The organism is Phenylobacterium sp. (assembly GCF_036821595.1).
Lineage (GTDB): Bacteria > Pseudomonadota > Alphaproteobacteria > Caulobacterales > Caulobacteraceae > Phenylobacterium.
In genome coordinates, this window is the sequence record NZ_DAISJG010000038.1 from 1 (window position 1) to 15,896 (window position 15,896).

General features: G+C 72.5%; 18 protein-coding genes. 10 read left to right on the top strand and 8 right to left on the bottom strand.

Going from position 1 to position 15,896, the window contains the following annotated elements; translation table 11 throughout:
- The first annotated feature begins 159 nt into the window (after positions 1 to 159).
- A complete protein-coding gene (locus tag V7Z97_RS14645; protein WP_334164176.1) occupies positions 160 to 567 on the top strand; it encodes a DUF3597 family protein in 408 nt (135 codons plus the stop codon).
- Between the two features lie 64 nt (positions 568 to 631).
- Here V7Z97_RS14645 and V7Z97_RS14650 read toward each other — a convergent pair whose 3' ends face one another.
- Both V7Z97_RS14650 and V7Z97_RS14655 read right to left on the bottom strand, forming a co-directional pair.
- Positions 632 to 1,033 carry a VOC family protein gene (locus V7Z97_RS14650; protein ID WP_334164177.1) on the bottom strand — a complete coding sequence of 134 codons (402 nt, stop codon included), beginning with the start codon at positions 1,031 to 1,033 and terminating at the stop codon, positions 632 to 634.
- A gap of 27 nt (positions 1,034 to 1,060) precedes the next feature.
- A complete protein-coding gene (locus V7Z97_RS14655; RefSeq protein WP_334164178.1) occupies positions 1,061 to 1,633 on the bottom strand; it encodes a TetR/AcrR family transcriptional regulator in 573 nt (190 codons plus the stop codon).
- A 128-nt stretch (positions 1,634 to 1,761) separates the two neighbouring features.
- Here V7Z97_RS14655 and V7Z97_RS14660 point away from each other — a divergent pair, with 128 nt between their 5' ends.
- From V7Z97_RS14660 to V7Z97_RS14680, 5 genes are all read left to right on the top strand, one after another.
- The gene (locus V7Z97_RS14660; protein ID WP_334164179.1) at positions 1,762 to 2,103 is read left to right on the top strand and encodes an ArsR/SmtB family transcription factor; all 342 of its coding nucleotides are present in this window, start codon (positions 1,762 to 1,764) and stop codon (positions 2,101 to 2,103) included.
- Positions 2,100 to 2,495: a DUF1801 domain-containing protein gene (locus tag V7Z97_RS14665; RefSeq protein ID WP_334164180.1), complete on the top strand. Its 396-nt coding sequence runs from the start codon at positions 2,100 to 2,102 to the stop codon at positions 2,493 to 2,495. The genes V7Z97_RS14660 and V7Z97_RS14665 overlap by 4 nt, the downstream gene beginning before the upstream one ends.
- Positions 2,492 to 2,902: an SRPBCC family protein gene (locus V7Z97_RS14670; RefSeq protein WP_334164181.1), complete on the top strand. Its 411-nt coding sequence runs from the start codon at positions 2,492 to 2,494 to the stop codon at positions 2,900 to 2,902. The genes V7Z97_RS14665 and V7Z97_RS14670 overlap by 4 nt, the downstream gene beginning before the upstream one ends.
- Positions 2,903 to 2,920: 18 nt before the next feature.
- Entirely contained in the window at positions 2,921 to 3,358 is a 438-nt protein-coding gene (locus tag V7Z97_RS14675; protein ID WP_334164182.1) for a DUF1801 domain-containing protein, read from the top strand.
- 68 nt (positions 3,359 to 3,426) lie between these two features.
- Complete coding sequence (locus tag V7Z97_RS14680) at positions 3,427 to 5,343, top strand: S9 family peptidase (protein WP_334164183.1); 1,917 nt, start codon at positions 3,427 to 3,429, stop codon at positions 5,341 to 5,343.
- 9 nt (positions 5,344 to 5,352) lie between these two features.
- On the opposite strand, the gene V7Z97_RS14685 is transcribed toward V7Z97_RS14680, so the two are convergent.
- Positions 5,353 to 5,694: a VOC family protein gene (locus tag V7Z97_RS14685; RefSeq protein ID WP_334164184.1), complete on the bottom strand. Its 342-nt coding sequence runs from the start codon at positions 5,692 to 5,694 to the stop codon at positions 5,353 to 5,355.
- A gap of 107 nt (positions 5,695 to 5,801) precedes the next feature.
- On the opposite strand from V7Z97_RS14685, the gene V7Z97_RS14690 reads away from it, so the two are divergent.
- Both V7Z97_RS14690 and V7Z97_RS14695 read left to right on the top strand, forming a co-directional pair.
- The gene (locus V7Z97_RS14690) at positions 5,802 to 6,563 is read left to right on the top strand and encodes a LytTR family DNA-binding domain-containing protein (protein WP_334164185.1); all 762 of its coding nucleotides are present in this window, start codon (positions 5,802 to 5,804) and stop codon (positions 6,561 to 6,563) included.
- A gap of 133 nt (positions 6,564 to 6,696) precedes the next feature.
- Positions 6,697 to 7,167 (top strand): YybH family protein, encoded by a 471-nt coding sequence (locus V7Z97_RS14695; RefSeq protein WP_334164186.1) that lies wholly within the window; start codon positions 6,697 to 6,699, stop codon positions 7,165 to 7,167.
- On the opposite strand, the gene V7Z97_RS14700 is transcribed toward V7Z97_RS14695, so the two are convergent.
- Entirely contained in the window at positions 7,164 to 7,826 is a 663-nt protein-coding gene (locus V7Z97_RS14700) for a class I SAM-dependent methyltransferase (protein WP_334164187.1), read from the bottom strand. The two genes, V7Z97_RS14695 and V7Z97_RS14700, sit on opposite strands and share 4 nt — an antisense overlap.
- 163 nt (positions 7,827 to 7,989) lie before the next feature.
- The gene (locus V7Z97_RS14705; RefSeq protein WP_334164188.1) at positions 7,990 to 8,931 is read right to left on the bottom strand and encodes a fatty acid desaturase family protein; all 942 of its coding nucleotides are present in this window, start codon (positions 8,929 to 8,931) and stop codon (positions 7,990 to 7,992) included.
- A 165-nt stretch (positions 8,932 to 9,096) separates the two neighbouring features.
- Here V7Z97_RS14705 and V7Z97_RS14710 point away from each other — a divergent pair, with 165 nt between their 5' ends.
- Positions 9,097 to 10,611, top strand: coding sequence for a sensor histidine kinase (locus tag V7Z97_RS14710; protein WP_334164189.1), 1,515 nt, complete (start codon positions 9,097 to 9,099; stop codon positions 10,609 to 10,611).
- A 7-nt stretch (positions 10,612 to 10,618) separates the two neighbouring features.
- Here the strand turns inward: V7Z97_RS14710 and ubiA are convergent, their stop codons facing one another.
- Positions 10,619 to 11,551, bottom strand: coding sequence for a 4-hydroxybenzoate octaprenyltransferase (ubiA, locus tag V7Z97_RS14715; RefSeq protein WP_334164190.1), 933 nt, complete (start codon positions 11,549 to 11,551; stop codon positions 10,619 to 10,621).
- Between the two features lie 399 nt (positions 11,552 to 11,950).
- On the opposite strand from ubiA, the gene V7Z97_RS14720 reads away from it, so the two are divergent.
- Positions 11,951 to 13,738, top strand: coding sequence for an ABC transporter ATP-binding protein (locus V7Z97_RS14720; protein WP_334164191.1), 1,788 nt, complete (start codon positions 11,951 to 11,953; stop codon positions 13,736 to 13,738).
- Here V7Z97_RS14720 and V7Z97_RS14725 read toward each other — a convergent pair.
- Together V7Z97_RS14725 and ppk2 are read right to left on the bottom strand one after the other, a co-directional pair.
- Positions 13,699 to 14,985: a winged helix-turn-helix domain-containing protein gene (locus tag V7Z97_RS14725; RefSeq protein ID WP_334164192.1), complete on the bottom strand. Its 1,287-nt coding sequence runs from the start codon at positions 14,983 to 14,985 to the stop codon at positions 13,699 to 13,701. The two genes, V7Z97_RS14720 and V7Z97_RS14725, sit on opposite strands and share 40 nt — an antisense overlap.
- A 143-nt stretch (positions 14,986 to 15,128) precedes the next feature.
- The gene (gene ppk2 / locus V7Z97_RS14730; protein ID WP_334164193.1) at positions 15,129 to 15,890 is read right to left on the bottom strand and encodes a polyphosphate kinase 2; all 762 of its coding nucleotides are present in this window, start codon (positions 15,888 to 15,890) and stop codon (positions 15,129 to 15,131) included.
- Between the last annotated feature and the right edge of the window lie 6 nt (positions 15,891 to 15,896).

Below are 15,896 nucleotides of genomic sequence, written 5' to 3' on the forward strand. Positions count from 1 at the left end.
CCCCCTCTACCACCCGCTGTTCGGCCCGCCGGGCCCCGGCCTGCGGTCCCCTTCCCCCCATCGCTGCCGGGACGGAGGAGGAAGGGGGACACCCGCGCGCCAGGCGGCAACCGAGGAGGCCGGCGTTCGTTAGCGGGGCCTGCCACCACGGAGAACGCCATGAGCCTGTTCGGTTCGATCATGTCGAAGATCTTCAACCGCAAGCCGGCCGCCAAGCCGCAGGCCCAGGCGGCGCCCCAGGCCCAGGCGGCGGCGCCCAAGCCGGCCGCGCCGGCCCAGCCCGCGCCGGCGCCGGCCCAGCCCGCCCAGCCGGTGGACGTGGAGGCGGTGCTGGCCGGAATGGCGGCGGAGAAGGGCGGCGGCGGCAACTGGCGCACCTCGATCGTCGACCTGCTGAAGCTGCTCGACCTCGATTCCAGCCTCTCGGCCCGCAAGGAGCTGGCGGAGGAACTCGGCGTGAGCGCCGGCGAGCACGGCAGCGCCGAGCAGAACATCGCCCTGCAGAAGGCGGTCTGGCGCAAGCTGGCGGAGAACGGCGGCCGGGTGCCCGCGTCGCTGCGGGACTAGGGCCAAGCCGATTCTCGCCGAGATCGCGCCCCCTCCTCCATCGAGGAGGAGGGCTATCGCTGCCCTACCCCCAGGCGGCGGGCTGGAAGAGCTCGACGAGGTTGCCGGAGGGATCCTCCGCGAGGATCTGCGAGCCCCCGGGGCCGACCACGATCTCGTTGCGGAAGCCGACGCCCGCCTCGCGGAGGCGGGCCACCTCGGCGGCGATGTCGTCCACGATCACCTGGAAGCGGTTCCAGCCGCCCGGCTCGGGGAGGGCGCCGTCCGGCATGGGGCGGCCGGCGGAGCTGCCGCGGCCGCTGAGCAGCAGGCGCAGGGGGCCGCGCTGGACCGCGGCGAAGGCCGGCGAGACGTTGGGCAGGCGCTCGAAGCGGAAGTGCGCGACGTACCAGTCGGCCGCGGCCGCCACGTCGGCGACCATGTAGCGGACGTTCACGACGGGGTCCGTCCTCGGGGTCTCGGTCATGTCGGGATCCTCCCGGATGAGCGCCGGTCAGGGCGCGAGGGTGCGGCGGAGCAGGGTCTGCAGGGCGGCCACGATGGCGCCGCGGTCGGCGCCGGCGGCGACGGCATGGGCGGCCTCATCGATGGCAGCGTAGAGCAGGCGCGCGGTGGGCTCGGGATCGACCGCGCCGAAGGCCCGCGCCTCCTGCCCCGCGCGGACAATGGCCGCGAGGCGCACGACGGCATGGTCGGCGAGCGGCCGGCGCTCGGCGAAGTCGGAGTGGAACAGGGCCTGGCCGATGCCGGCGCGGGCGGCGGCGAAGTCGATGAAGGCTTCGGCCTGGGCGTCGATGACGGCCGGCCAGTCGACCGGACCGTCCACCTCGGTCGGCAGGGGATGCAGGGTGTCGAACTCGGCCACCAGCCGGTCGCGGAGCAGCTCCAGGAGGTCGTCCCAGCTCGGGAAGTAGAGGAAGAAGGTGCCCTTGGCGACGCCGGCCTCGCGGACCACGTCCTCCACCCGGACCCGGTAGCCGTGGGCCTGCAGCAGGCGTTCGGCGGCCTCGACGATCTCGCGTTTGCGGGCCTCGGGGGCGAGGCGGCGACGCTGTGGCTTCGGCATCGGGCGCTTCCTAATGACCGGGAGTCATTAGTTACTGACCGGCGGTCAGTGTCAAGCGGGCAAGCTGGGGCTGGACGACCCATAGCCGCAGGGTTATACGTCATTACATAGCCAGAGGGTTATGAATCTTGCCGCAAGTTCAAGCCGCGTCCGATCCCCGCGACCTGCTGTTCCGGACGCTCGCCGATCCCACGCGGCGGGCGCTGTTCGAGAGGCTGTGCCGGGAGGGCGAGCAGACCGTGGGCGCGCTGACGGCGCAGGCAGGGGTGTCCCAGCCCGCGGTCTCCAAGCACCTGGGTGTTCTGAAGCAGGCGGGGCTGGTGGCCGACCGCCAGGCGGGGCGGCAGACCCACTACAGCGCCCGGCCCGGCGCCCTGGCCCCGCTGGCCGACTGGACGAGCGAGATGACCGGCTTCTGGGAAGCGCGCCTCGACGACCTCGAGGACTTGCTGAGGAGGATGGACCAATGAGCGCAACCGACGCGGCCGAGGCGCCGTCCCGGCTGATCGACGCGCGGATCGCCGAGCTCGGCGACTGGCGAGGCGAGACCCTGGCGAGGCTCCGGGCCCTGATCCACGAGGCCGAGCCGGAGGTGGTCGAGGAATGGAAGTGGCGAGGCGTGCCGGTCTGGTCGCACGGCGGCATCCTCTGCACCGGCGAGACCTACAAGGCCGTGGTCAAGATGACCTTCGCCAAGGGGGCCTCGCTGCCGGACCCTGCCGGCCTGTTCAATTCCAGCCTGGAGGGCAACACCCGCCGGGCCATCGACATTCGCGAGGGCGAGCCGATCGACGAGGCGGCGCTGAAGGCCCTCGTGCGCGCCGCCGTGGCGCTGAACGCCGCCAGGGGAGCCAGGCGATGAGCACGACCCAGGCCGAGACCCTCACCGTCGTCGTCGAGCGCGAGCTCGCCCATCCGCCCGAGAAGGTCTGGCGGGCGCTGACCCAGCCGCACCTGATCGAGGCCTGGCTGATGAAGAGCGACTTCAGGGCCGAGGTCGGCGCCGCCTTCCACATGGACGCCGAATGGGGCGGGGTGGACGGCCAGGTGCTGGAGATCGAGCCGAACCGGACGCTGGCCTACACCTGGGCGGGCAAGGGGCTGGAGAGCGTCGTCACCTGGACCCTGACGCCCGTGGGCGGGGGCACGCGGCTGCGCATGGAGCAGACCGGCTTCCGGCCGGACCAGCAGCTGGCCTATCGTGGGGCCACGGCCGGCTGGCCCAGGTTCCTCGGCGCGCTGGAAGAGGTGCTGGCGGGCCTGGACTGACGCGAGCGGGGTGAGCGCATGGCGAAGACGACCTCCAGGCCGCCGGGCGACGGGCCGGTCCTGCTCTCCGGCGGCAATCCGCAGATCCCCAAGGGCGAGGGCGACGGGCCGGTGCAGGCCTATATCGCGGCCATGCCGGGCTGGAAGGCGGACGTGGGGCGCAGGCTCGACGCGCTGGTCGCCCGGACCGTGCCCGGGGTGCGCAAGGCGGTGAAGTGGAACTCGCCGTTCTACGGCGCGCCGGGGGATGCGGGGTGGTTCCTGAGCTTCCACTGCTTCACCCGCTACGTGAAGGTGACGTTCCTGAATGGGGCCAAGCTCACGCCCCTGCCGCCGGGCGGCTCGAAGCACCCGGACGTACGCTACCTCGACATCCACGAGGACGAGGCGATCGACGAGGCGCAGTTCGCCGACTGGCTGAAGCAGGCGAGCGGACGGCCCGGCGAGCGGCTGTGAGCGGGCCGGCTTGCCACGGTCGATCGTCCGCGTAAGGTCCGTCCCTGGTTTTCGGGGAAGGGCGTGTGATGCGGCATCTGGGGATTGCGGCGGCGGTGTTGCTGGCGCTGGGCGCGGGCGCGCCGGCGGCGGTGGCTCAGGCTCAGGGGCAGGCGGCGAAGGTCTATCCCACCCGGGCCTTCTTCGAGACGACCCGCTACCAGCTGCCGCCGCAGGACGGCCACGCCTTCTCGGCCGACGGCCAGCGGCTGCTGATCTCCGGCGACGCCACGGGCGTGTTCAACGCCTATGTGCTGCCGGCGGCCGGCGGGACGCCGCAGGCGCTGACCAGCTCCACCAAGGATGCGACCTTCGCCATCTCCTGGTTCCCGGGCGACGACCGGATCCTGTTCAGCGCCGACCAGGGCGGCAACGAGCTGAACCACATCTATGTGCGCGGAACGGACGGCCAGGTGCGCGACCTGACGCCGGGCGACAAGCTGAAGGCGCAGTTCGCCGGCTGGCGGAAGGACGGACAGGCCTTCTACGTGGCCACCAACGAGCGCGACCCGCAGACCTTCGACCTCTACGCCTATGAAGCGGCGACCTACGAACGGCGGATGGTGTTCCGCAATTCGGGGCTCTCCGTCGCCGACCTGTCGGACGACGGGCGGTGGCTGGCGCTGGTCAAGGAGCGGACGAGCGCCAACAGTGACATCTTCCTGGCCGACCTCTCCCAGCCGACGCCCGAGCCGAAGCTGATCACGCCGCACCAGGGGGCGGTGGCGTTCGGGGTGTTCGAGTTCACGCCGGACGGCCAGGCGTTGATCTATTCCACCGACGAGCCGGGCGAGTTCGCCCAGGCCTGGCGCTACGACCTGGCGAGCGGGGCCAAGACGCCGCTGGTGGCCGAGGCGTGGGACGTGGCGAACCTGAAGTTCTCGCCCAGCGGCCGCTACCGCGCCGACTACATCAACGCCGACGCCTCGACGGTGCTGAACCTCCACGACCTGTCCGCGAACCGGCGCCTGAAGCTGACCGGGGTGCCGGCCGGCGACCTCAACTCCGCGCGGTTCAGCCGGGACGAGACGAAGCTCGCCTTCACCGTCGCCTCCGACACCTCCCCGGCGGACATCTTCGTCGCCGACGTGGCCACCGGCCAGGCGCGGCGGCTGACCAAGGCGCTGAACCCGCAGATCACCGAGAGCGACCTCGTGGAGGCTTCGGTCGCGCGGTTCAGGAGCTACGACGGGCTGGAGATCCCCGGCATCCTCTACCGGCCGAAGGGCGCCAGCGCGGCCCGGCCCGCCCACGCCATCGTCTGGGTGCACGGCGGGCCGGGCGGCCAGAGCCGGCGGGGCTATTCGGCCGACCTCCAGAACCTGGCGAACAAGGGCTACGCGGTCTACGCGATCAACAACCGCGGCTCGTCGGGCTACGGCAAGACATTCTACCACCTGGACGACAAGAAGCACGGCGACGTGGACCTGAAGGACGTCACCGCCGCCGGGCACTGGCTGAAATCGCTCGACTGGGTCGCCGACGACCGGGTGGCGGTGGTGGGCGGCTCCTACGGCGGCTACATGACCGCCGCGGCGCTGGCCTTCGAGCCGGACGCCTTCGACGTCGGCATCAACATCTTCGGCGTGACCAACTGGGTGCGGACCCTGGAATCGATCCCGCCGTGGTGGGGCGAGGCCCGCGACGCCCTCTACGACGAGCTGGGCGATCCGAAGACCGACGCCGAGCGGCTGCGCGCCATCTCGCCGCTGTTCCACGCCAAGAACATCAGGAAGCCGCTGCTGGTGGTGCAGGGCAAGAACGACCCGCGGGTGCTGCAGGTGGAGAGCGACGAGCTGGTGGCGGCGGTGAAGGCCAACGGCGTGCCCGTCGAGTACATCGTCTTCCCCGACGAGGGCCACGGCTTCCAGCGCCGAGAGAACCGGGTCACGGCGTCGGAGGCGTACCTCCGCTTCCTCGACACCCACCTGAGGCGGGCGAAGTAGGAGGGCCTCCTACCCCTCGCTCCAGACGGCGAGTTCGTTGCCGGCGGGGTCGCGGAAGTGGAAGCGGCGGCCGCCGGGGAAGTCGAAGATCGGGCGGGTGATCGCGCCGCCGGCGGCGCGGACCTTCGCCTCCATGGCCTCGAGGTCGTGGGCGTAGAGGATGACCAGCGGGGCCTTCACCTGGTCGGCGGCGTCGGCGTTGAAGCCGCCGTCGAGGCCCTCGTTCATGGCGGCGTAGGCCGGGCCGTAGTCGGTGAAGGTCCAGCCGAAGGCCTCGCCGTAGAACCGCTTCAGCGGGACGAGGTCTCCGGCGGGGAATTCCACATAGTCGATCTTGCCGTCCTCGCGCATCGCCGCGGCTCCCGTTGTTCCGGTAATGTTCTAGTCCAGGGCCGCGCGTTTGGGAAGCGGCGCCGGCCCGATTGGCGCGGACCGGGCCCGCGGCTACGCTCCCCGCGATGCGAGGGGGACTGACCGACGGCGCCGTGCGGCGCGGGCTGGGCTCGGCCGCGGCCGCGGTGGCCGTGGGCGCGGGCCTGGCCGTGCTGGGGCCGTTCGGCACCGGTGCGGACTTCAGCCCCGCCGAGCGCTACGCCTACTGGATCGGTCTCACCGGCCTGATGTGGCTGCAGACCGAAGCGGTCGCCGCGGCGCTACGGCGCGCGCCGGGCTGGGCCGGGCGGCCCGACTGGCTGCAGGCGATCGCGGCGGGCCTGCTGGGCGCCCTGCCGACCACCTTCGAGGTGGCCTGGGCCGAGGGGCTGCTCAGGGTGGGAGGGGTGCTGACCCCGCGCTCGCTCTTCGAGACCTACTGGAGCGTGGCGCTGATCGCGGTCGGCTTCTACCTGCCCCTCGTTCTGGCGCGGCGGGACCGGCGGCCGAAGCCGGCGCCGGTGACCGTCGCGAGCTTCCGGGGCGCGCTGCCGCCGGGCGTGGGCGGCGCGATCCTCGCGCTTACCGCCGAGGACCACTACCTGCGCGTCCACACCGAGACCGGCCAGGCGCTGATCCACCACAGGTTCTCCGACGCGGTCCGCGAACTGGGCGAGGCGGGCGTGCAGACGCACCGCTCCTGGTGGGTGGCCAAGGGCGCGGTGGAGCGGGCGGAGCGGCAGGGCGACCGGCATGTGCTGGTCCTGGCGGGCGGGATCCGGGCGCCGGTCAGCCGCACCTTCAGCCTGGCGGTGCGGCAGGCCGGCCTGATCGCCGAGGCCGACTGAGGTTTCCGGGGTTTCGCGACTGGCGTTCGCGAAACCGTCCGCGATCCGGCGAAGGCGGCGTTGCGGAACACGCGTCGTCGCGGCCAGGAGCGCGGCGGCCGGACGAGGATCCGGCGTCCGGAGACGACCGAAGATGCTGAAGACCCTGCTTGCCGCCGGCCTCGCCGCCTGCGCCCTCACGACCGCGGCCCACGCCGCCCCGCCGTCCGCCGCCGACGAGGCCGCCCTGCGCGCGCTCGGCGCCGCGGCCGACACCGCCTGGAACGCCAGGGACCCGGCCGCCATGGCCGGCCACTACGCCCGCGACGCCGACATGCTGGTGGGGGCCTCGGACGGCCAGGTCCAGCGCGGCCGGGCGGCCGTGCAGGCCTACTACGCGCGCTCGTTCGGCGCCCGGGAAGGCGTGATGCGCCACGTGAGCGACATCCGGAACCTGGACATGCTGGGGGCCGACCTGGCGCTCAGCGACGTGGCGGTGCGCGTGGAGGCCCGCCAGCCGGACGGGACCTGGAAGCTCGTGCGCCGGTTCAACAACGTCTCGATCTCGGTGCGCGAGGACGGGGCCTGGAAGCTGAAGGCCGTGCGCGCCTATCCGATCGGCTAGGGCATCGCCCAGACGGCGGTCTTCTTGACCTCCAGGTCCTCCAGCTCGCGGGTGGTGGGGACCTGGTATTCGGCGAGCTTGTCGAGCCCCTGGCGGGGGAAGTAGCTGCGGCCGGGGTCGCCGATCAGGACGACGGCGCCGGCCGCGCGGGCCGCGGCCAGCCAGGCCAGGACGCGCTCGGCCAGCGGCTTCTCGTAGCAGATGTCTCCGGCCAGGATGACCCCGGCCCAGGCGGGCGGGGGCGCGTCCAGCAGGTCCTGGTCGGTGTAGTCGCAGGCGACGCCGTTGGCGTCGGCGTTGAGCGCCAGCGCCGCGCCGCAGTAGGCGTCGATGTCGGCGCAGAGCACGGAGGCCGCCCCGGCCTTCAGGGCGGCGATCCCGACGAGGCCGGAGCCGGAGGCGAAGTCGATCACCCGCTTGCCGGCGACGACCTGCGGATGGTCGAGCACGTAGCGCGCCAGCGCCTGGCCGCCGGCCCAGGCGAAGGCCCAGAACGGCGGCGGCAGGCCCATCTCCTCCAGCGCCTCCTCGGTGAGCCGCCAGATGGGGGTGATCTCGTCGGCCAGGTGCAGGACGAGCTCGGGCGTGTGCGGCGGGTGCTGGCGGCGCGTGTTGTCGAGGATGAAGGCGCGGCGGGCCTCGGGCGTGGGGGCGATCATTCGGCCTTATAGAGGTCCACGAACCACACGAACCACACGAACAGGGGAGAACCGCGGAATACACGGACCCCACGGGCAGGGCCGGCGAGGCCGTGGGACGCATCACGCGCCTGGGGCGCGTAGGTCCGTGTATTTCGTGGTTCTACCCCACGCGCAGCGGGCCTCAGGCCGCCTTCGCCTCGCGACGGCTGGTGGCGAGCTTGAGGACGGAGAGGTAGCCCGGGGCGGTGAGCATGCGGTCGAGGGCGCCGGTCTTCCTCAGGATGCGGTGCGCCTTGGACAGGTTGTAGCAGGGCACATGCATGAACATGTGGTGCTCGCAGTGGTAGTTGACCCAGTAGGGCGCGATGAAGGCCCGCTCCAGCCAGTTGGCGTGGGTGGTGCGGGCGTGGCGCAGGGGGTCGGGCTCGTCCTTGGCCACGCAGGCGTGCTCGGCGATGTTGCGCAGCCGGGTGACCATCGGCAGCCAGGTGGCCTGCGGGACCAGCCACAGCACCGGCCACACCCACCACAGGCCGAACGGCGCGGTCAGCGCAATGGTGACCACCATTCCCGTGAAGAACCGGCGGCGGCGGACCACGGCGTCCTTCAGGATCGGCCACAGCGGCTCGCCGGGCCTGCGCTCGCGGATCCGGTTCACCAGCCCCGACCACTTGAGTTTGTAGTAGGTCCGGCCGGTCAGATCCCGGAGGATCTTCCGGCGCAGCGAGGTGCGGGTGATCGGGAAGGGGGCGGAGAGGACCAGGTCCGGGTCCTCGGCCTGCTGGGCGAACTTGTGATGCTGCAGGTGATAGGGCCGGTAGGCCTTCAGGTCGCCGGTGGTCAGGTTGTTCCCCACCCAGTCGTTGACCTTGAGGTTCGGGTGCAGGGCGGCGTGGGCGGCGTCGTGCATCAGGATGGCGAGGCCGAGCTGCCGGGCGCCGATGATGGCGATGGCCAGGGGAATGGTGAGCGGCCAGACGACCGCCATGGCCATGGCGAGGCCGATGACCGCCCAGGCGTGGGCCACCAGCGCCAGCCCCTTCCAGGGCGAGCGGCGCGCGAGCGGATTCCACTCGGGCGGCGAGAAATAGACCTTCGGGTCGACGCGGGCGGCCACGGGCATGGCCGCATTGTACGTCCTAAGGGGAGGCGAGAACAGCCGCAGGCGGCCGGCCCCAGGGTCGCATGATGAGCAGGCTAACCATCTGATGAGACTGGAAGATTGCCGAACATCGTTTGGGCAATCTTAAGGCTGGGCGGCGGATGGTCGCCGCGACAGGAGAGGGGCATGGTCTCGATCGAAGCGGTGCGCGTCCCGGGCTGGCGGCGCTATCGCCCGAGCGCCGGACGGGCGAGCCTGGAGGCGCGCTTCGTCGCGGCCGCCCTGGGCGCGGCCGCGGCCGCCCTCCTCACGACCTTCAGCCTCTACCAGTGGAGCAACTGGGCGAAGGACCGCCAGGACCTGGCCGCCAACGCGGTGACCCTGGGCCACGCGGTGGCCAGCGTGGCGCATCGCGGCCTCGAGGAAGGGGACGGCTCGGCGGCGGCCCACGCCGCGGCCCTGCTGCGCGGGGCGCCGGCGGTGAAGGCCGCCACCTATTTCCACGCCGACGGCCGGCGGCTCGACCTGGGCCCCGACGCCGCCGAGCACCGGGGGCTGCGTCCGACGGGCGTGGTGGCCCCCCGGCACGACTTCCGCGCGCCTGGGGTCGAGGTGCGCGCACCGCACTTCGTCGGCGGCCGGCGGGTGGGCGAGGTGGCCCTAGTCGTGGACGACGACGAGATCGTCGCGGTGCGCTGGCGCAACATCCTCATCGCGCTCGCGCTCTCCGCCGCCGGCGCGGCCGGCGCGGGCCTGCTGGCCCAGCGGCTGGCGCGGCGCTCGCTGGCGCCGCTACGGGGGCTGAACGCGGCGATCGAGACGGCGGCCGCCTCGCGCGACTTCACCGCCCGCGTCCCCGTGCGCCGGGCCGACGAGGTCGGCCAGCTGACACGCAACTTCAACCGCCTGCAGCAGGCGCTGGAGACCTATGACGCGAGCCTGAAGGGCGCGCTGGCCGAGGCGACGGCGGCGCGGGACGCGGCCGAGCAGGCCAACGCCCTGAAGTCGCAGATCCTGGCCAATATGAGCCACGAGCTGCGCACGCCGCTGAACGGGGTCCTGGGGATGGCCCAGATCCTGATGCTGGACGAGCTCACGCCCCCGCAGCGGGCCCGCATCGAGATGATCCACAGTTCCGGGCGGGCGCTGCTCTCGGTGCTGAGCGACATCCTGGATCTCTCGGCGATCGAAAGCGGCGGCATGCGGCTGACCCGCGAACCCTTCGACCTCGAGGCGATGATCGCCGAGGCGGCTCTGGCGGCGCGGGCCGCCTCGCCGGGTGGGGTGCCGCTGGTGGTGGACGTGGCCCCCGGCGCCCGCGGCGACTGGCTGGGCGACGGCGAGCGGGTGCGGCAGGTGCTGTTCCACCTGACGGCCAATGCGCTGAAGTTCACCGAGGCCGGCGAGGTGACGGTGCGCGCGGCGACCGCGGCGGACGGCGGGTTGGAGCTGGCGGTGACCGACACCGGGCCCGGCATCGCCGCACACGAGCTGCCGAGGCTGTTCGAGAGCTTCGTCCAGGGCGACGGCGGGGCGACCCGTCGGGCCGGTGGCGCGGGCCTCGGCCTGACCATCTGCCGGAGCCTGACGAGCATGATGGGCGGGGCGATCACGGTGGAAAGCACGCCCGGCCGGGGCAGCACCTTCCACCTGCGCCTGCCGCTGCGCCGCCCGGCGCTGGCCGAGGCCGGGGCGGCCTGAGGGCGCGTCAGAGCAGGGCTGCGCCGAAGCCGCCCGCCACCAGGGCCGCGAAGAGGATCAGGCCGGCGTGGGTATTGGCCTTGAACAGGCGCAGGGCTAGGACCGGGTGGTCCACCTTCACCTTCAGGGCCTGCCGCACGAGGCGGAAGGCGTAGAGGACGGTGAGCGCGTAGAATCCCCAGCCGAGCCCGGCGGCCCAGCCCGCGGCGAGCGCTAGGGCCACGGCCGCGAGGTAGAAGCCGAGGACGGCGCGGGGCGCCGACGCGCCCAGCCGGCGGGCCGAGGACTTCACGCCGGCCAGCGCGTCGTCCTCCAGGTCCTGGATCGCGTAGATGGTGTCGTAGCCCAGCGTCCAGAACAGGCCGCCGGCGTAGAGCAGCAGGGCGGGCAGGCCGAGCTCGCCGGTGGCCGCCGCGTAGCCCAGGAGCGCGCCCCAGTTGAAGGTCAGGCCGAGCCAGGCCTGCGGCCACCAGGTGATCCGCTTCATGAACGGATAGGCGGCGACGAGCAGGAGGGAGCCGACGCCGAGCGCGATCGCCGCCGGCGGGAAGGTGAGCAGGATGGCCAGCGACACGAGGCAGCAGCCGGCCGTGAAGCCCCAGGCCTGGGTGACGCTGATCTGGCCCGAGGGGATCGGGCGGCCGGCTGTGCGGGCCACCTGGGCGTCGAAGTCGCGGTCGACGATGTCGTTGTAGGCGCAGCCGGCCGCCCGCATCAGCGCCGCGCCCACGAGGAACAGGACGAGCAGCCGCAGGTCCGGCCGCAGGCCCTGCTCGGCGGCGGCGAGCGCGATCCCCTGCCAGCCGGGCAGCATCAGGAGCCAGATGCCCGTCGGGCGGTCGAACCGCCCGAGCTTCAGCCACGGCCGGAGCGCGGCGGGCGCGAACCGGTCCACCCAGTTGGAGGGCGCGGCGTCGGGCAGGGGCGCGGCGGAGGTCATGGGGCTTCTTAGGGCGACGGGGTCGCTCTCTCAATCCGGCTCCTGTGTGGCCGAAAAGCCGCGCAGCGACCGATGTTCTGCGGGCGGCTTGACCCTCCCGTTAACCACGCCTAGCTTCCGCGGCCTCTGCAGCCGCCGACGAGGAGGGACGATGAAACCGACCGTGTTCTCACCTTCCGCCCGCCTGCGGCGCGCCGGGCCGCCGCCGCGCTAACTCCACCGGGATCCTCCGCCTGACGCCGTAAGCGGCCGTCCGCGCGGAGAGCGTCCTCGCGCCCGTGGTCCTCCGGGGTCTGCGGTCCCCGATCCGTCCATTTCCGTCCATCCGCGCCGGCCGCGCGCGCCGCCCGTCCGTCGACGGACGCGGCCCCGCCGGCGCCCCGTTCGAGACCGTTCGTCATGACCGACCACTACGAGGACGAGGAGGAGAACCGCAAGCGGCTCCTCTCCAATCGCCAGGTTCTGGGCTTCATCTCCGGCTACTGGCGACGGCGCGCCTGGCTGCTCGCAGGCGCCGTGGGCCTGACGCTGATCGCCATCGGCTTCGACCTGGCGCTGCCCTGGGCGGCGGGGCGGCTGGTGGACGCCGTGGCGGCCGGGCCGTCGGACCCGGACCCCGCCTGGCGGGCCTGGGCGCTGTTCGTGGGCGTCTACCTGGCCTTCTCGGTGATCCGGAACACCGCCATGCGGTTCCTCATCCCCATGTCGGCCAACAACATGAAGGACATGACCGACGACGCCTTCCGGCGGGTGCAGTCGTTCTCGGCCGACTGGCACGCCGACACCTTCGCCGGGGCGACGGTGCGGCGGCTGAGCCGCGCCATGTGGGGCTACGACACGGTGACCGACGCGGCGCTGATCTGGTTCGGCCCGGCGATCGTGGTGCTGGTGGGCCTGTGCGGGATGATGCTGCTGCGCTGGCCGCCGGTGGGGCTGTTCGCCCTCGCCGTGGTGGCGCTCTACATCGCCTCCAACATCGTGCTGACCTCGATCTACGCGCGGCCGTCCAACCAGCGCTCCGTGGCGCTGGACTCGCGGATCGGCGGGGCGCTGGCGGATTCGATCTCCTCCAACGCCACGGTGAAGTCCTTCGGCGCCGAGCCGCGGGAGGAGGGCCGGATCGCCGAGGTCACCGAGATGTGGCGCCGGGCGACGATCCGCAGCTGGAACCGGTTCACCGACCTGTGGCTGCTGCACAACCTGCTGCTGGTGGCCCTGCAGGCGGGGCTGACCGGCATCCTGGTCTGGGAGTGGACGCGCGGCCGGGCCGGGACCGGGGACCTCGCCTTCGCGATCACCGCCTTCATGCTGATGACCGGCTACCTGCGCAACATCGGCGAGAACATCCGCATGGCCCAGCGCGGCCTGGACGACGTGGAGGACGTGGCCCGGTACGCCCGGATGGCGCCGCAGGTGCTGGACGCGGCGGGCGCCCGCCCCTTCCGGCCGCAGCTGGGGCAGATCGTCTTCGACCGGGTGACCTTCCGCTACAAGTCGGCGGAGACCCCGCTCTACGACGGCTTCTCGCTGGCCATCGCGCCGGGCGAGCGGGTGGCGCTGGTTGGGGCGACGGGGGCCGGCAAGTCCACCTTCGTGAAGCTGGTCCAGCGGCTCTACGACCTGGAGGGCGGGCGGATCCTGATCGACGGCCAGGACGTGGCGGCGGTGACCCAGGGGTCGCTGCGGCGCGCCATCGCCGTGGTGCCGCAGGACCCGGCGCTGTTCCACCGCACGATCGCCGAGAACATCAGCTATGCGCGACCGGGGGCCACGCAGGACGAGATCGTGCTGGCCGCCAGGCGGGCGCGGGCCCACGAGTTCATCGCCCGGCTGCCGAAGGGCTACGACACCCTGGTGGGCGAGCGCGGCGTCAAGCTGTCGGGCGGCGAGCGGCAGCGGGTGGCCATCGCCCGGGCCTTCCTGGCCGACGCGCCGATCCTGGTGCTGGACGAGGCCACCTCCTCGCTGGACGTGGAGACCGAGCGGCAGGTCCAGGCGGCGATGGAGGAGCTGATGGTGGGGCGGACGACCATCGTCATCGCCCACCGCCTGTCGACCATCCGCGGGGCGGACCGGATCCTGGTGTTCGAGAACGGCCGCATCGTCGAGGAGGGCCGCCACGCCGAACTGGTCCGCCGCGGCGGCGCCTACGCGCGGCTGCACGCCGTGACGGAGGGGGTGGGGTAGGGTAGGGCGCGTCGCTCCCTCTCCCGCGTCCGGCGGGAGAGGCGCGCTAGACCGCGTCCGCCAGCGCCCTGGCCAGGTCGCCCTTCGGGCGGACGTGGACGGACTCGAGGCCGAGCCAGCCGGCCATGAGCCGGAGCTCCGCGGCGAGGCGCTCGGGGGTCTTCCCCCGTGGCCCAGGGCTCGGCGTGGCTGGCCTGGACGAGCAGGGTCCCGGCCTTGCGGTCGGCCTTCAGGTCGACCCGGGCGGTGAGCGCGTCGCCCTCCAGGAACGGCAGGACGTAGTAGCCGTGCTGGCGCTTGTCGGCCGGGGTGTAGATCTCGATCCGGTAGCGGACGCCGAACATCCGCTCGGTGCGCTCGCGGAACCAGATCAGGTTGTCGAAGGGGGAGAGCAGGGCGTGGGCCTCGACCCGGCGCGGCCGGCGGGCGGCGGGGTCGAGATAGGCCGGCTCGCGCCAGCCCTTCACCGTCACGGGCGTCAGCGCCCCGGCCTCGACCAGCTCGGCGATACGGGCCTTCGCCTCCGCGACGGAGAGCCGGAAGTAGTCGCGCAGGTCCCGCTCGGTGGCGACGCCCAGGGCCCGGGCGGCGGTCATGACCAGCTGGCGCTGGGCCTCGTCGCGGGGCGGGGTGGGCAGGTCCAGGACCTTCGCCGGGATCACCTTCTCCGGCAGGCCGTAGACCCGCTCGAAGGTCCCGCGCCGGGTGGCAGTGGTGAGCTCTCCGGTCCAGAACAGGCTCTCGACGGCCCGCTTGGCCTCGCTCCAGCCCCACCAGCCGCCCTGGCCCTTGTGGCCGAGCTCGAGTTCCGAGGCGGAGAGGGGGCCGCGGGCGGCGATCTCCGCCAACACCTTGTCCACGAAGTCGCGCCGTTCGCGCAGGAAGCGGGCGATGCCCTTCCAGGTGCCGACGCCGTCGTGGGCGTCGCGCATGCGCCAGCGCAGCAGCGGGTGGGCCGCGAGCGGCAGGAGGGACGCCTCGTGCGCCCAGTACTCGAACAGCGGCCGCTTTTTCGCCCAGGCCAGCTCCTCCAGCAGCGGCCGCGGATAGGCGCCCAGCCGCGAGAAGGCCGGCAGGTAGTGGGTGCGCGAGACCACGTTGACGGAATCGATCTGGACCACGCCCAGGCGCTCGATGGTCTTCAGGAGATGGCGCCTGCCCGGCTCGGCCGGCCGGGGCGTGGCGAAGCCCTGGGCGGCGAGCGCGATGCGGCGGGCCTCGCCCGCGGTCAGGGTGTCTCTCTTCAAGGCCGCCCGTCCCCGCCGGCTAGGTGATCCGCCGCACGATAGCGGTCGAACAAAGTCGGAACAAGCGCCGTAAACAGATGGTTAACGGCGAGGCCCTTCCCCTCGGCGGGCGCGGAACGTTTGCGGATTTTGGCCAGGTTGACCTAGCGTTCGAGCCGGCCGTCCGTGAGGGCCGCCGGATCGAACTCGAACAGCACCTTCGGGTCGGGATCGGCCACCGCGCCGGCGATCTCCGGCGGCGCCAGCACCTTCAGGAGGTGGCGCATGATGTTCAGCCGCGCCTGCTTCTTCCTGTCGGTGTGGACGATGATCCAGGGCGCCTCGGGGCTGTGGGTGCGGCGGAGCATCTCGTCCCGGGCGGCGGTGTAGGCGTCCCACTTCTCCTGGGCGACGGCGTCGAGGGGACTGACCTTGAGCGCCTTCAGCGGGTCGGTGGTGCGGGCCTGCAGGCGCTTCGCCTGCTCCTGGCGGGAGATGTCGAGCCACAGCTTGACGATCTGCACGCCCTCGCCGGTGAGCATGCCCTCGAAGGGGACCACGTCGCGCAGGAAGGCCTCCTGCTCCTCGGGGCTGGCGAAGCCCATGACCCGCTCGACGCCGGCGCGGTTGTACCAGGAGCGGTTGAAGATCACGATTTCGCCGGCCGCCGGCAGGTGGGGCGTGTAGCGCTGGAAGTACCACTGGGTGCGCTCGCGGTCGGTGGGCTTGGGCAGGGCCACGACGCGCGTCGAGCGGATCGACAGGTGCTCGACCACCCGCTTGATCGCCCCGTCCTTGCCGGCGGCGTCGCGGCCCTCGAAGATCACCAGATCCTTCTCGCCGGCCTCTATGGCGTACTGCTGGAACCGCACGAGGGCGACCTGCAGGGCCTCCACTTCGCGGTCGTAGTCGTCGTCCCTGGCCATGCGCTC

Bases quoted from the DNA above. Each gene is read 5' to 3' on its own strand.
- V7Z97_RS14695 (WP_334164186.1), top strand. From the start codon at position 6,697: ATGCTGAAGACCCTGCTTGCCGCCGGCCTCGCCGCCTGCGCCCTCACG.
- V7Z97_RS14665 (WP_334164180.1), top strand. From the start codon at position 2,100: ATGAGCGCAACCGACGCGGCCGAGGCGCCGTCCCGGCTGATCGACGCG.
- V7Z97_RS14690 (WP_334164185.1), top strand. From the start codon at position 5,802: ATGCGAGGGGGACTGACCGACGGCGCCGTGCGGCGCGGGCTGGGCTCG.
- V7Z97_RS14670 (WP_334164181.1), top strand. From the start codon at position 2,492: ATGAGCACGACCCAGGCCGAGACCCTCACCGTCGTCGTCGAGCGCGAG.
- V7Z97_RS14675 (WP_334164182.1), top strand. From the start codon at position 2,921: ATGGCGAAGACGACCTCCAGGCCGCCGGGCGACGGGCCGGTCCTGCTC.
- V7Z97_RS14680 (WP_334164183.1), top strand. From the start codon at position 3,427: ATGCGGCATCTGGGGATTGCGGCGGCGGTGTTGCTGGCGCTGGGCGCG.
- ppk2 (WP_334164193.1), bottom strand. From the start codon at position 15,890: ATGGCCAGGGACGACGACTACGACCGCGAAGTGGAGGCCCTGCAGGTC.
- V7Z97_RS14645 (WP_334164176.1), top strand. From the start codon at position 160: ATGAGCCTGTTCGGTTCGATCATGTCGAAGATCTTCAACCGCAAGCCG.
- V7Z97_RS14655 (WP_334164178.1), bottom strand. From the start codon at position 1,633: ATGCCGAAGCCACAGCGTCGCCGCCTCGCCCCCGAGGCCCGCAAACGC.
- V7Z97_RS14720 (WP_334164191.1), top strand. From the start codon at position 11,951: ATGACCGACCACTACGAGGACGAGGAGGAGAACCGCAAGCGGCTCCTC.
- V7Z97_RS14700 (WP_334164187.1), bottom strand. From the start codon at position 7,826: ATGATCGCCCCCACGCCCGAGGCCCGCCGCGCCTTCATCCTCGACAAC.
- V7Z97_RS14705 (WP_334164188.1), bottom strand. From the start codon at position 8,931: ATGCCCGTGGCCGCCCGCGTCGACCCGAAGGTCTATTTCTCGCCGCCC.
- V7Z97_RS14710 (WP_334164189.1), top strand. From the start codon at position 9,097: ATGGTCTCGATCGAAGCGGTGCGCGTCCCGGGCTGGCGGCGCTATCGC.
- ubiA (WP_334164190.1), bottom strand. From the start codon at position 11,551: ATGACCTCCGCCGCGCCCCTGCCCGACGCCGCGCCCTCCAACTGGGTG.
- V7Z97_RS14685 (WP_334164184.1), bottom strand. From the start codon at position 5,694: ATGCGCGAGGACGGCAAGATCGACTATGTGGAATTCCCCGCCGGAGAC.
- V7Z97_RS14650 (WP_334164177.1), bottom strand. From the start codon at position 1,033: ATGACCGAGACCCCGAGGACGGACCCCGTCGTGAACGTCCGCTACATG.